13 protein-coding genes are annotated in these 13,195 nt (G+C 59.6%); 9 read left to right on the top strand and 4 right to left on the bottom strand.

Annotated elements, in window-relative coordinates:
* Positions 1–52: 52 nt before the first annotated feature.
* Entirely contained in the window at positions 53–1,099 is a 1,047-nt protein-coding gene (gene pyrC, locus C4J83_RS05915; protein ID WP_106577267.1) for a dihydroorotase, read from the top strand.
* Complete coding sequence (rnt, locus tag C4J83_RS05910; protein WP_017137041.1) at positions 1,096–1,767, top strand: ribonuclease T; 672 nt, start codon at positions 1,096–1,098, stop codon at positions 1,765–1,767. Before pyrC ends, rnt begins: the two co-directional genes overlap by 4 nt.
* 336 nt (positions 1,768–2,103) lie before the next feature.
* On the opposite strand, the gene C4J83_RS05905 is transcribed toward rnt, so the two are convergent.
* Positions 2,104–2,706, bottom strand: coding sequence for a peroxiredoxin (locus tag C4J83_RS05905; protein ID WP_057724790.1), 603 nt, complete (start codon positions 2,704–2,706; stop codon positions 2,104–2,106).
* 241 nt (positions 2,707–2,947) lie between these two features.
* Between C4J83_RS05905 and C4J83_RS05900 the strand changes: the two genes are divergently transcribed.
* Positions 2,948–3,166, top strand: coding sequence for a bacterioferritin-associated ferredoxin (locus C4J83_RS05900; protein WP_078047118.1), 219 nt, complete (start codon positions 2,948–2,950; stop codon positions 3,164–3,166).
* A 200-nt stretch (positions 3,167–3,366) separates the two neighbouring features.
* The gene (gene bfr / locus C4J83_RS05895) at positions 3,367–3,837 is read left to right on the top strand and encodes a bacterioferritin (RefSeq protein WP_106577268.1); all 471 of its coding nucleotides are present in this window, start codon (positions 3,367–3,369) and stop codon (positions 3,835–3,837) included.
* A gap of 102 nt (positions 3,838–3,939) precedes the next feature.
* On the opposite strand, the gene grxD is transcribed toward bfr, so the two are convergent.
* Both grxD and C4J83_RS05885 read right to left on the bottom strand, forming a co-directional pair.
* Complete coding sequence (grxD, locus tag C4J83_RS05890) at positions 3,940–4,278, bottom strand: Grx4 family monothiol glutaredoxin (RefSeq protein ID WP_106577269.1); 339 nt, start codon at positions 4,276–4,278, stop codon at positions 3,940–3,942.
* An 86-nt stretch (positions 4,279–4,364) separates the two neighbouring features.
* Positions 4,365–6,473 carry a molybdopterin oxidoreductase family protein gene (locus C4J83_RS05885; RefSeq protein ID WP_124416543.1) on the bottom strand — a complete coding sequence of 703 codons (2,109 nt, stop codon included), beginning with the start codon at positions 6,471–6,473 and terminating at the stop codon, positions 4,365–4,367.
* A gap of 423 nt (positions 6,474–6,896) precedes the next feature.
* On the opposite strand from C4J83_RS05885, the gene argF reads away from it, so the two are divergent.
* Positions 6,897–7,817, top strand: a complete 921-nt coding sequence (gene argF, locus C4J83_RS05875) for an ornithine carbamoyltransferase (RefSeq protein ID WP_124416542.1) — start codon at positions 6,897–6,899, stop codon at positions 7,815–7,817.
* Entirely contained in the window at positions 7,814–8,923 is a 1,110-nt protein-coding gene (locus C4J83_RS05870) for an ABC transporter ATP-binding protein (protein ID WP_124416541.1), read from the top strand. The genes argF and C4J83_RS05870 overlap by 4 nt, the downstream gene beginning before the upstream one ends.
* Positions 8,924–9,071: 148 nt before the next feature.
* Here C4J83_RS05870 and ybaK read toward each other — a convergent pair whose 3' ends face one another.
* Entirely contained in the window at positions 9,072–9,542 is a 471-nt protein-coding gene (ybaK, locus tag C4J83_RS05865) for a Cys-tRNA(Pro) deacylase (RefSeq protein WP_124416540.1), read from the bottom strand.
* Positions 9,543–9,869: 327 nt separating this feature from the next.
* Here ybaK and C4J83_RS05860 point away from each other — a divergent pair, with 327 nt between their 5' ends.
* The 3 genes from C4J83_RS05860 to C4J83_RS05850 all read left to right on the top strand — a co-directional run bounded on the left by C4J83_RS05860 (position 9,870) and on the right by C4J83_RS05850 (position 13,161).
* A complete protein-coding gene (locus tag C4J83_RS05860; protein WP_119738609.1) occupies positions 9,870–10,724 on the top strand; it encodes an MIP/aquaporin family protein in 855 nt (284 codons plus the stop codon).
* A gap of 80 nt (positions 10,725–10,804) precedes the next feature.
* Complete coding sequence (gene glpK / locus C4J83_RS05855; protein WP_106577274.1) at positions 10,805–12,310, top strand: glycerol kinase GlpK; 1,506 nt, start codon at positions 10,805–10,807, stop codon at positions 12,308–12,310.
* A gap of 95 nt (positions 12,311–12,405) precedes the next feature.
* Positions 12,406–13,161, top strand: a complete 756-nt coding sequence (locus C4J83_RS05850) for a DeoR/GlpR family transcriptional regulator (RefSeq protein WP_010212755.1) — start codon at positions 12,406–12,408, stop codon at positions 13,159–13,161.
* Positions 13,162–13,195: the final 34 nt, after the last annotated feature.

The following is a 13,195-nucleotide window of genomic DNA, read 5'->3' as shown; positions in this document are numbered from 1 at the left end:
AAGAGTCTTTTCCGGTAGCATTCCCACCAGATTGACCCGCCTGGAATCCCCAATGTCCGACCGCCTGACCCTGCTGCGTCCCGACGACTGGCATATTCATCTTCGCGATGGTGCTGCGTTACCCCAAACTGTGGCCGATGTAGCGCGCACATTTGGCCGCGCCATCATCATGCCTAACCTGGTACCTCCGGTGCGTAATGCCGCTGAAGCCGACGCCTATCGCCAGCGCATCCTCGCTGCACGGCCGGCCGGCAGCCGCTTCGAACCGCTGATGGTGCTTTACCTCACTGACCGCACCCAGCCTGACGAAATTCGCCAGGCCAAGGCCACCGGCTTCGTGCACGCCGCCAAGCTGTATCCGGCGGGCGCGACCACCAACTCCGATTCCGGCGTGACCAGTATCGACAAGATCCTGCCGGCCATCGAAGCCATGGCTGAAGTCGGTATGCCGCTGCTGATTCACGGTGAAGTCACGCGTGGCGATGTCGACGTGTTCGATCGCGAGAAGGTCTTCATCGACGAGCATATGCGCCGCGTGGTCGAGCTGTTCCCGACGCTTAAGGTAGTGTTCGAACACATCACCACGGCCGACGCCGTGCAGTTTGTGACCGAGGCTTCGGCCAATGTCGGTGCGACCATCACCGCGCATCACCTGCTCTACAACCGGAACCACATGTTGGTGGGCGGGATTCGGCCGCACTTCTATTGCCTGCCGATCCTCAAGCGCAACACTCACCAAGTGGCCTTGCTGGACGCCGCCACCAGCGGCAGCCCGAAGTTCTTCCTCGGCACCGACTCCGCGCCTCACGCTCAACACGCCAAAGAAGCCGCGTGTGGCTGTGCCGGCTGCTACACCGCTTATGCGGCGATCGAGCTGTACGCCGAAGCGTTTGAACAGCGTAATGCCCTGGACAAGCTCGAAGGCTTCGCCAGCCTCAACGGCCCGCGTTTCTACGGCCTGCCGGCGAATACCGACCGCATTACCCTGGTTCGTGAAGACTGGACCGCCCCTGCCAGCCTGCCGTTTGGCGAGCTGACTGTTATCCCGCTGCGCGCCGGTGAAACACTGCGCTGGCGCCTGCTGGAGGAAAGCAAGTGAGTGAAGACCATTACGATGACGAACACGAGCACAGTGGCGGCGGTTCCCGTCACCCGATGGCCGAGCGGTTTCGCGGCTATCTGCCGGTGGTCATCGATGTAGAAACCGGTGGCTTCAACTGCGCCACCGACGCCTTGCTGGAAATTGCCGCGACCACCATCGGCATGGACGAGCAGGGTTTTGTGTTTCCCGAGCACACCCACTTCTTTCGTGTCGAGCCGTTCGAGGGCGCGAACATTGAAGCAGCCGCTTTGGAATTCACCGGCATCAAGCTCGACCACCCGCTGCGCATGGCGGTGAGTGAAGAAGCGGCGCTGACCGATATCTTCCGTGGCGTGCGCAAGGCATTGAAGGCCAATGGTTGCAAACGCGCGATCCTGGTCGGCCACAACAGCAGCTTCGACCTGGGCTTCCTGAATGCCGCCGTGACGCGGTTGGACATGAAGCGCAACCCGTTTCACCCGTTCTCCAGCTTCGACACTGCTACCCTCGCGGGCCTGGCGTATGGCCAGACCGTGCTGGCGAAAGCCTGTCAGGCGGCCGGTATCGACTTTGACGGGCGTGAGGCTCACTCGGCTCGCTACGACACCGAGAAGACGGCCGAGTTGTTCTGCGGCATCGTCAACCGCTGGAAGCAGATGGGCGGCTGGGAAGACTTCAACGACTGAGGCCTGCCCGAGCGCTGTTGTGGCGAACGGGCTTGTTGTGGTGCGGGCTTGTTGTGGTGAGCGGGCTTGCCCCGCGTTGGGCTGCGCAGCGGCCCCAGAACCAAACAACGCGGTCTGCCAGGTAAATCGTGGCGGTCTAATTGGGGCTGCTTCGCAGCCCAACGCGGGGCAAGCCCGCTCGCCACAACTTACTCACTCACCACAACCTACCCACTCGCCACAACAACCCATTGCCACAACAATCCTCCAGCCACTGAACACCAGTCGCCACAAGGTCATTTCCCGCGCATAAAAAAACCGGCCTTCTCAGGCCGGTTTTTTTGCTTCGAACGTGGCTTACAGCTTGCCAGCGTTCTCGGTCAGGTAAGCCGCAACACCTTCGGTGGAAGCGGTCATGCCTTTGTCGCCTTTTTTCCAGTTGGCAGGGCAAACTTCGCCGTGCTCTTCGTGGAATTGCAGCGCGTCGACCAGACGGATCAGCTCTTCCATGTTACGGCCCAGCGGCAGGTCGTTGATGATCTGCGAGCGCACAACGCCCTTGTCGTCGATCAGGAACGCGCCACGGAAAGCCACGCCGCCTTCGGACTCAACGTCGTAGGCCTTGGCGATGTCGTGCTTCATGTCGGCAGCCATGGTGTATTTGACTTTGCCGATGCCGCCATCATTGATGGCGGTGTTGCGCCAGGCGTTGTGAGTGAAATGGGAGTCGATGGAAACGGCTACCACTTCAACGTTGCGCGCCTTGAAATCGTCCATGCGGTGGTCCAGAGCGATCAGCTCCGACGGGCAGACGAAGGTGAAGTCCAGCGGGTAGAAGAACACCAGGCCGTATTTGCCTTTGATGGCTTCAGACAGTTTGAAGCTGTCTACGATTTCGCCATTGCCGAGGACGGCAGGTACGTCGAAATCCGGGGCTTGTTTGCCGACGAGTACGCTCATTGGTTATCTCCTGATGCAGGGGTGACGATTGAAGTAAAAGGACCGGCCCAGTCTGACGCGAATAAGCGACAGCCCTGTGACGCGGTCACGCTTCGTGAAGACCGACCATCATACACTGAAAAAACCGTTCGTCAGCGCACGGGCAGTGCCGGGCAATACCCTACGAATCTACTTTGACAATCATTCTCGTTAACATTAAGATCCATCGCACTTAAGCCTTAACCCGCGATGGTTCTCCCTTATGTATGTCTGCCTCTGCACTGGCGTCACCGACGGACAAATCCGCGAAGCAATCTACGAAGGTTGCTGCAGCTACAAGGAAGTACGTGAAACCACCGGCGTTGCCAGCCAGTGCGGTAAATGTGCTTGCCTCGCCAAGCAAGTGGTACGGGAAACCCTGACGCAGCTGCAAACTGCTCAGTCAGCACTCCCCTACTCAGCAGAATTTACACACGCTTAAATAGCGTGTTTTGAAGAACCGGACTTAGTGTCCGGTTTTTTTATGTCCGCAATTCAATTAGTTAGCGTCAAGACGCGGAACACAAACATTCTTATTCCGATTAATTTTCATTTATTATTCAATAACTTAGGTTTGACACTAGGGATTTCGCCGCTCAAACTCCGCCTTATACACAGCTAATACAGGGCAGGACCCCAGTCATGAAAGGCGACATCTCAGTCATCCAGCAACTCAATAAAATCCTTGCCAATGAACTGGTCGCGATCAATCAGTACTTTCTGCATGCACGCATGTATGACGATTGGGGCCTGGAAAAGCTCGGCAAGCGCGAATACAAAGAATCCATCAAGGCCATGAAAGACGCGGACGCGTTGATCAAGCGCATCCTGTTCCTGGAAGGCCTGCCGAACGTGCAGGACCTGGGCAAGCTGAACATCGGCGAGCACACCCAGGAAATGATCATCAGCGACCTGAAGTTCGAACAAAAGAGCCACAGCGACCTCAAGGCCGCCATTGCGCACTGCGAAACCAAGGGCGATTTCGGCAGCCGTGAACTGCTCGAAGACATTCTGGAAGACCAGGAAGAACACATCGACTGGCTGGAAACCCAACTGGGCCTGATCGACAAAGTCAGCCTGGAAAACTACCTGCAATCGCAGATGGGTGAATAACCCGTAGTCAACAGGCCATAAAAAAGCCCCGCTCTCTTTCGAGAAGCGGGGCTTTTTATTGACTGACGCACTGAAGGCGCCGGCTAGCCGGCGCCTTCAGGGTTACGCGTCGGTCTTGGCGGCTGCGTTTGCCGCTGCTTCTTTGATCAGCGCTTGCAGCGAACCATCCGCAGCCATTTCAGTGATGATGTCACTGCCGCCGACCAGCTCACCGGCGACCCACAACTGCGGGAACGTTGGCCAGTTGGCGTACTTCGGCAGGTTGGCGCGGATTTCAGGGTTTTGCAGGATATCCACGTAGGCGAATTTCTCGCCGCACTGCATGATGGCCTGGGAAGCCTTCGCGGAGAAACCGCACTGAGGAGCGTTTGGCGCGCCCTTCATGTAAAGCAGAATGGTGTTGTTGGCAATCTGCTCTTTGATCGTTTCGATGATATCCATGGAACACCTCGGCTGGAACTTTGCGACTCACAGGTCGGCACGGTGGCGCATTGTAACGCAAAATTCCAGCCCGGTGGTCGGGCGCCTCAGGCAGCCGCTACCTGCACCGGCACACCGTTGAGCGCAGCATTGCCGGATAACTCGTCCAACTGCCGCTCGTCGGTCAAGTCATTCGCACTCGCCCCCGGCTGCCCGCTGGCAATGCTCATCTGCACGCCTGGGCGTCCATGCCCCCAGCCGTGGGGCAGGCTGACCACGCCGGGCATCATGTCCAGGCTGGCCACTACTTCCACTTCGATCATGCCGATGCGCGAACTGACGCGCACCCGCTGACCATCGCTCAATTGTCGACTGGCCAGGTCATCAGGGTGCATATGCAACTGGTGCCGAGGCTTGCCCTTCACCAGACGATGATAGTTATGCATCCACGAGTTATTGCTGCGCACATGACGACGGCCGATCAACAGGAGTTCATCCAACACCGGCCCGGGGTGTGCTGCGAACCGCGCCAAGTCAGCAAGGATCACCGCTGGCGCTGCCTGCACTCGGCCGTTGGCGGTCTTCAAGCGCGCGGCGAGATTGGGCTTGAGCGGCCCCAAATCCACGCCGTGCGGATGGTCGGCAAGCATCGCCACCGACAACTTGTGATCGGAAGCGTCACCGTAAGCCCCGGCACGCAAACCGAAGTCAATCATCTGCGCCGGCGCCATGGTCGGTTTGAGCGCCACGCCTGTCTGCGCCGCGAAGGCCTTGGCCAGGCCGACAAAAATTTCCCAGTCGTGCAGCGCGCCTGCGGGCTTGGGCAGGATCGCGCGGTTGAACCGAGTGACGTTGCGCACGGCGAACATATTGAACGTGGTGTCGTAGTGATCGTTTTCCAGCGCCGAGGTGGACGGCAGGATGAGGTCAGCGTAACGCGTGGTCTCGTTGATATAGAGGTCGATGCTGACCATGAACTCAAGCCCGTCCAGCGCCTGCTCCAACTGGCGACCGTTTGGCGTCGACAACACCGGGTTGCCGGCCACGGTCACCAGGGCGCGGATCTGGCCTTCGCCTTCGGTGAGCATTTCCTCCGCCAAGGCGGACACCGGCAATTCACCGCCATATTCCGGGCGCCCGGACACGCGACTCTGCCAGCGATTGAAATGCCCGCCACCGGTTGACGCCACCAAGTCCACGGCCGGCGAGGTGCACAAGGCGCCGCCGACACGGTCCAGATTGCCGGTCACCAGATTGATCAATTGCACTAACCAATGGCACAGCGTACCGAAGGCTTGGGTGGACACGCCCATGCGCCCGTAACACACCGCCTTGTCCGCTGCGGCAAAGTCCCGCGCCAGCTGGCGGATCTGTTCGGCAGGCATTGCACATTGGCGGCTCATGGCTTCAGCGGTAAACCCGGCAATCGCGCGACGCACGTCTTCAAGACCGTCGACCGGCAAATGGCTTTCACGCGTCAGGTTCTCGCTAAACAAGGTGTTGAGCAACCCGAACAACAACGCCGCATCGCCTCCGGGCCGCACAAACAGATGCTGATCGGCGATCGCCGCCGTCTCGCTGCGTCGTGGGTCAACCACCACCACGCTGCCGCCCCGCGCCTGAATGGCCTTGAGACGCTTCTCTACGTCAGGCACGGTCATGATGCTGCCGTTGGACGCCAACGGGTTGCCGCCCAGGATCAGCATGAAATCGGTGTGATCGATATCCGGAATCGGCAGCAGCAGGCCGTGGCCGTACATGAGATGACTGGTGAGGTGATGAGGCAGCTGGTCCACCGAGGTCGCGGAAAACCGATTGCGCGTCTTGAGCTGGCCAAGGAAGTAGTTGCTGTGAGTCATCAGCCCATAGTTGTGCACGCTGGGGTTGCCCTGGTACACCGCCACCGCATTCTGCCCATGCCGGGCCTGGATACCCGCCAGGCGCTCAGCGACCAGCGTGAATGCCTCGTCCCATGGGATCGGTTGCCATTCGTTGCCCACGCGCAACATGGGCTGGCGCAAGCGGTCCGGGTCGTTCTGGATGTCCTGCAATGCCACCGCTTTGGGGCAGATGTGCCCACGGCTGAAGGTGTCCAGCGCGTCAGCCTTGATTGAGGTGATCGCCAGGCTGCCGTCGTCGGCCCGGGTGGTTTCCAGGGTCAGGCCGCAGATGGCTTCACACAGATGGCAGGCACGGTGGTGGAGAGTCTTGGTCATGGCCAGTCTCTTTATTGGGCTTTGAGCCAACTATGGCCCGTCACCTGAGCGCGTACCAGTAAGGTTCGCCCCGTGAATCGAGAGGCATCAGGCCAGACCATGAGCAAATGTTTCAAAACCTTGCGAAGAGCCGCCGAAACCGACCCGGCCTAGCCTGCGCCCGCCCCCACGCATTGCAAAAGGTCTCAGCGCCAGTGTACAAATGGCCCGCTGCTGTCAGGAATCAGTCTTCAAAAGCGCTTCAGCGCCCTTCTTGAACACCCTTAAAAACCGTAGCCCTATTGGTAAGACGCGACATTTAATTATAAGATCGCGCCTTCCCCTATTTCGTCGCCCCGTGCGGCTTTCGCCGCAGGTCTCGCCCGTTGTCACAATAAACAAGGCTTTGAGTATCTGCGGTCTGTTGCAAAAAGGTAGTTAATGATGAGCGCAAGGCACTTTCTCTCCCTGATGGATTGCACGCCCGAAGAGCTGGTCAGCGTGATCCGTCGAGGCATTGAGCTTAAAGACCTGCGTAACCGCGGCGTACTGTTCGAGCCTTTGAAAAACCGTGTGCTCGGGATGATTTTCGAGAAGTCGTCGACGCGCACCCGCGTGTCGTTCGAAGCCGGCATGATCCAGCTGGGTGGCCAAGCCATCTTCCTGTCCTCGCGCGATACCCAACTGGGCCGTGGCGAGACAATTGCCGACAGCGCCATCGTGATGTCGAGCATGCTCGATGCGGTGATGATCCGTACCTTTGCCCACAGCACCGTAACCGAATTTTCCGCCAACTCCCGAGTACCGGTGATCAACGGCCTGTCCGATGACCTGCACCCGTGCCAGTTGCTGGCCGACATGCAAACCTTCCTCGAGCATCGCGGTTCGATCCAAGGCAAGACCGTGGCCTGGATCGGCGACGGCAACAACATGTGCAACAGCTATATAGAAGCGGCGATCCAGTTCGACTTCCACCTGCGCATCGCATGCCCGGAAGGCTACGAGCCTGACGCGCGCTTCCTGGAACAGGCCGGCAGTCGCGTCACTGTCGTGCGTGACCCGCGTGACGCGGTGATCGGCGCGCACCTGGTAAGCACCGACGTCTGGACCTCCATGGGCCAGGAAGAAGAAACCGCCAAGCGCCTGGCCCTGTTCGCGCCGTTCCAGGTGACCCGCGCCCTGCTCGACCTGGCCGCGCCGGACGTGCTGTTCATGCATTGCCTGCCCGCGCACCGTGGCGAAGAAATCAGCCTTGACCTGCTCGACGATGAGCGTTCGGTCGCGTGGGACCAGGCCGAAAACCGCTTGCACGCCCAGAAAGCGTTGCTTGAATTCCTTGTCCCGCCGTCGTACCACCACGCATGAGCCAGCCATTACTGCTGAACCTGCGCAATCTGGCATGCGGCTATCAAGACCAACGCGTGGTGCAGAACCTCAACCTGCACCTCAACGCGGGCGACATCGGCTGCCTGCTGGGCTCTTCGGGCTGTGGCAAAACCACTACCTTGCGCGCGATCGCCGGGTTTGAACCGGTGCACGAAGGTGAAATCAGCCTGGCCGGCGACGTGATCTCCAGTGCCGGCTTCACCCTCGCACCGGAGAAACGCCGGATCGGCATGGTGTTTCAGGACTACGCGCTGTTCCCGCACTTGAGCGTGGCCGACAACATCGCCTTCGGCATTCGCAAGCACCCACAAAAAGACCGCGTGGTCGCTGAGTTGCTCGAGTTGGTCAACCTGAAGAACCTGGGCAAACGATTTCCCCATGAGCTTTCCGGCGGCCAGCAACAACGCGTCGCCCTCGCCCGCGCCCTGGCGCCGGAGCCGCAACTCTTGCTGCTCGATGAGCCGTTCTCCAACCTCGACGGCGAACTGCGGCGCAAGCTCAGCCACGAGGTGCGCGACATTCTCAAGGCGCGCGGCACCAGTGCGATTCTGGTCACCCATGATCAGGAAGAAGCCTTCGCCGTGAGCGATCAGGTCGGTGTGTTCAAGGAAGGCCGCCTGGAGCAGTGGGACACGCCCTACAACCTCTATCACGAACCGCAGACGCCGTATGTCGCGAGCTTTATCGGCCAGGGTTATTTCATCCGTGGCCAGTTGAGTTCGCCGGAATCGGTCAGCACCGAACTCGGCGACCTGCGCGGTAATCGTGCCTACACCTGGCCCACCGGCGGCGCGGTGGACGTGCTGCTGCGCCCGGATGACATCGTTTATGCACCGGAAAGCGCGTTGAAAGCGCGGATTGTCGGCAAAACGTTCCTTGGCGCTTCGACCTTGTACCGCCTGCAATTACCGACCGGTGCACAACTGGAGTCGATTTTCCCCAGCCATGCAGATCACCAGGTCGGCGCGGATGTGGGGATCCGAGTGGCGGCTGAGCATCTGGTGTTGTTTCAGGCATCGGGCAGCGTTGCGGCGCAGATTCCGCAGTCCGAGTCCGGGGTAAGGCGTTACAGCCCCGTTAACTGACGAAACCGACTCAACAGGTGGAAGCTGGCTTGTGTGGGAGCTGGCTTGCCTGCGATAGCATCACCTCGGTCTGACTGAAAGACCGAGGCGCTTGCATCGCGGGCAAGCCCGCTCCCACAGTGGATGTCATGCTCTTCAACAGTGAAATTCAGGCCCGGCCAATCGGCGCGAATGTGGCCTGGGTATGCTCAGCCAGCACCGCCGCCGGCAGCTCAACTTCCAAACCCCTCCTCCCGGCACTGACAAAAATCGTCGCGAACGGCTGCGCCGTCACATCAATAAAAGTGCGCAGACGCTTCTTCTGCCCCAACGGGCTGATGCCTCCCAACAAATAACCGGTCGAGCGCTGAGCCGCCGCTGGATCAGCCATTTCGACCTTTTTCACCCCGGCCGCATGGGCGAGCGCCTTTAAATCCAGACTTCCGACGACCGGCACCACTGCCACCAACAATTCCCCTTTCTCACTGCTGGCCAGCAAGGTCTTGAACACCTGCGCGGGGTCAAGCCCCAACTTTTCCGCAGCCTCCAGGCCATAGGAGGCTGCCTTGGGGTCATGTTCGTAACTGTGGATGTGATGTTCGGCACGAACTTTTTTCAACAGGTCCAGTGCGGGGGTCATGGCTACTCCGGGCATGGCAAACAGAGGGCCAATTCTAGGCCAAGCGTAAGCAAAACGCTCTAGTGCGCCACTCCCGCGAGACGTACCAATCGGCGTAAGCGTGATCATTCACCAGAACAATAGTTCGAAAATGACCAATGGTTCACTTTCGACCTTTGACAGCCGTCATTCTTGTCTATATTTTTTCGTTTCCGAATACTGTAGGAATAGCACCTGCGGTACTCCAGCAATAAGCCATGTCCTGGATGGGGATCCTCGCCACGGTGAAAATCGCGCAACAGCCCGTTGAGGCCGCGCGCCAAACAAGAACAACAATTGAGGTTTTCCATGACAACTGCTCTTCAACAGCCTTCACTTTCGAGCCAATGCATGGCCGAATTCCTGGGGACTGCGCTTCTGATCTTCTTCGGTACAGGATGTGTCGCTGCGCTCAAGGTCGCGGGTGCCAGCTTTGGGTTGTGGGAAATCAGTATCATCTGGGGGATCGGCGTCAGCATGGCGATCTACCTGAGCGCCGGTATTTCCGGGGCTCACCTCAATCCGGCGGTGAGCATCGCCCTGTGCATTTTTGCCGATTTCGAAAAACGCAAACTGCCCTTCTATATCCTCGCCCAGGTCGCCGGCGCCTTTTGCTCCGCCGCGCTGGTGTACACGCTCTACAGCAATCTCTTTTTCGATTACGAACAAACCCACCACATGGTTCGCGGCTCCCAGGCCAGCCTGGAGCTGGCGTCGGTGTTCTCCACCTACCCGCATGCCCTGCTGAGCACAGCCCAGGCGTTTCTGGTGGAAATGGTCATCACCGCCATCCTGATGGGCGTGATCATGGCCCTTACCGACGACAACAACGGCCTGCCACGCGGCCCGTTGGCCCCGCTGCTGATCGGCCTGTTGATCGCGGTGATTGGCAGTGCCATGGGCCCACTGACCGGCTTTGCGATGAACCCGGCGCGGGATTTCGGGCCCAAGCTGATGACCTTTTTCGCCGGCTGGGGTGAAATGGCCTTTACCGGTGGCCGCGATATTCCTTACTTCCTGATTCCGATTTTCGCGCCGATTGTCGGCGCCTGCCTCGGTGCTGCGGCCTATCGCGGGCTGATTGCCCGTCATCTGCCGAGCGCCACACCTGCTATAGATGAAACACCTGACACGGCTGTCAACGGCAAGACGCGTATTTCCTGATAGCGCCAGCCTGGTCCCTCTGCCCCTTTGCGGCCCAGGCTGATTCCTTACTCTCTTATTTTCCGTCCAAGGCAATCGACATGACCGATATTCAGAATAAGAACTACATCATTGCCCTTGATCAGGGCACCACCAGTTCGCGGGCGATCATCTTTGACCGTGACGCCAACGTGGTCTGCACCGCCCAGCGCGAATTCACTCAGCATTACCCGCAAGCCGGCTGGGTCGAGCATGACCCGATGGAAATCTTCGCCACCCAAAGCGCGGTGATGGTCGAGGCCCTGGCACAAGCCGGCCTGCACCATGACCAGGTCGCTGCCATCGGTATCACCAACCAGCGTGAAACCACCGTGGTCTGGGACAAGATCACTGGCCGTCCGATCTACAACGCGATCGTGTGGCAATGCCGGCGCAGCACCGAGATCTGCCAGCAGCTCAAGCGTGATGGTCACGAGCAGTACATCAATGACACCACCGGCCTGGTCACCGACCCGTACTTCTCCGGTACCAAGCTCAAGTGGATCCTCGACAACGTCGAAGGCAGCCGTGAGCGTGCGCGCAACGGCGAGCTGCTGTTCGGCACCATCGACAGCTGGCTGATCTGGAAATTTACCGGCGGCAAAACCCACGTTACCGATTACACCAACGCCTCGCGCACCATGCTCTTCAACATCCACACCCTGGAGTGGGATGCGAAGATGCTGGAGATTCTCGACGTGCCGCGCGAAATGCTGCCGCAAGTCAAATCGTCTTCGGAAATCTACGGCCGTACCAAAAGCGGTATCGCCATCGGCGGCATCGCCGGTGACCAGCAAGCGGCCCTGTTCGGCCAGATGTGCGTAGAAGCGGGTCAGGCCAAGAACACTTACGGCACCGGCTGCTTCCTGCTGATGAACACCGGCGACAAGGCCGTCAAATCCCAGCACGGCATGCTCACCACCATCGCTTGCGGTCCCCGCGGCGAAGTGGCCTACGCCCTGGAAGGCGCGGTATTCAACGGTGGTTCCACCGTACAGTGGCTGCGTGACGAGCTGAAGATCATTGCCGATGCAACCGACACCGAATACTTCGCCGGCAAGGTCAAAGACAGCAACGGCGTATACCTGGTCCCGGCCTTCACCGGCCTGGGCGCGCCTTACTGGGACCCGTATGCGCGTGGCGCGCTGTTCGGCCTGACCCGTGGCGTACGGGTTGATCACATCATTCGTGCAGCCCTGGAGTCGATTGCCTACCAGACCCGCGACGTATTGGACGCCATGCAACAGGACTCCGGCGAACGCCTCAAAGCCCTGCGTGTGGACGGTGGCGCAGTCGCCAACAACTTCTTGATGCAGTTCCAGGCCGACATCCTCGGCACTCGGGTCGAGCGCCCGCAAATGCGCGAGACCACCGCGCTGGGCGCCGCTTACCTGGCCGGCCTGGCCTGTGGTTTCTGGGGCAGCCTTGACGAGCTGCGCGGCAAGGCCGTGATCGAGCGTGAATTCGAACCCACGCTGGACGAAGCCGCCAAAGAAAAACTCTACGCCGGCTGGCAGAAAGCGGTAAGCCGTACCCGCGATTGGGAACCGCACGAAGGCGCTGAATAAGCCAAGCGCCGGACCCACATAGGGTTGTAACTGGCGGGGAGCGGCGTGCTGCGTCATCATGGGCCACTTTTGTATGGCAGCCCAAAGGACGCCCCATGAATCTGCCTCCCCGCCAGCAACAAATCCTCGAACTGGTCCGCGAACGCGGCTATGTCAGTATCGAGGAGATGGCGCAGCTATTCGTTGTCACCCCGCAAACCATCCGCCGCGATATCAATCAGCTGGCGGACGCCAATCTGCTGCGCCGCTACCACGGCGGCGCGGCCTATGACTCCAGTGTCGAGAACACCGCGTACGCCATGCGTGCCGACCAGATGCGCGATGAGAAACAACGCATCGGTGAAGCCATTGCCGCACAAATTCCTGATCATGCCTCGCTGTTCATCAATATCGGCACCACCACCGAGTCGATCGCGCGCGCGCTGCTCAATCACAATCACCTGAAAATTATCACCAACAACCTCAACGTCGCCACCATGCTCAGTGCCAAGGACGACTTCGACGTACTGTTGACCGGCGGCAATGTGCGCCGTGACGGTGGTGTGGTCGGTCAGGCGAGCGTCGATTTCATCAACCAGTTCAAGGTCGACTTCGCCCTGGTGGGCATCAGCGGTATTGACGAAGACGGCAGCCTGCTCGACTTCGATTACCAGGAAGTGCGGGTTTCCCAGGCGATCATTGCCAATGCGCGCCAGGTGATCCTGGCGGCCGACTCAAGCAAATTCGGGCGCAATGCCATGATTCGTTTGGGGCCGATCAGCCTGGTGGACTGCTTGGTGACCGATCAGCAGCCGGTGCCGGCGCTGGTGCAGTTGTTGAACCAGCACAAGGTTCGGCTGGAAGTCGTTTAGCGCCGTTACTGGCGCTATCGAGGGCAAGCCTCTC

Source organism: Pseudomonas sp. LBUM920, from assembly GCF_003852315.1.
Classification (GTDB): Bacteria; Pseudomonadota; Gammaproteobacteria; order Pseudomonadales; family Pseudomonadaceae; genus Aquipseudomonas.
This window is presented reverse-complemented; position numbering and strand designations above follow the sequence as displayed.

Excerpts from the sequence above, each read along its gene's own strand:
- pyrC (WP_106577267.1), top strand. The coding sequence starts at position 53 with ATGTCCGACCGCCTGACCCTGCTGCGTCCCGACGACTGGCATATTCAT.
- C4J83_RS05905 (WP_057724790.1), bottom strand. The coding sequence starts at position 2,706 with ATGAGCGTACTCGTCGGCAAACAAGCCCCGGATTTCGACGTACCTGCC.
- C4J83_RS05900 (WP_078047118.1), top strand. The coding sequence starts at position 2,948 with ATGTATGTCTGCCTCTGCACTGGCGTCACCGACGGACAAATCCGCGAA.
- bfr (WP_106577268.1), top strand. The coding sequence starts at position 3,367 with ATGAAAGGCGACATCTCAGTCATCCAGCAACTCAATAAAATCCTTGCC.
- grxD (WP_106577269.1), bottom strand. The coding sequence starts at position 4,278 with ATGGATATCATCGAAACGATCAAAGAGCAGATTGCCAACAACACCATT.
- C4J83_RS05885 (WP_124416543.1), bottom strand. The coding sequence starts at position 6,473 with ATGACCAAGACTCTCCACCACCGTGCCTGCCATCTGTGTGAAGCCATC.
- argF (WP_124416542.1), top strand. The coding sequence starts at position 6,897 with ATGAGCGCAAGGCACTTTCTCTCCCTGATGGATTGCACGCCCGAAGAG.
- C4J83_RS05870 (WP_124416541.1), top strand. The coding sequence starts at position 7,814 with ATGAGCCAGCCATTACTGCTGAACCTGCGCAATCTGGCATGCGGCTAT.
- ybaK (WP_124416540.1), bottom strand. The coding sequence starts at position 9,542 with ATGACCCCCGCACTGGACCTGTTGAAAAAAGTTCGTGCCGAACATCAC.
- C4J83_RS05860 (WP_119738609.1), top strand. The coding sequence starts at position 9,870 with ATGACAACTGCTCTTCAACAGCCTTCACTTTCGAGCCAATGCATGGCC.
- glpK (WP_106577274.1), top strand. The coding sequence starts at position 10,805 with ATGACCGATATTCAGAATAAGAACTACATCATTGCCCTTGATCAGGGC.
- C4J83_RS05850 (WP_010212755.1), top strand. The coding sequence starts at position 12,406 with ATGAATCTGCCTCCCCGCCAGCAACAAATCCTCGAACTGGTCCGCGAA.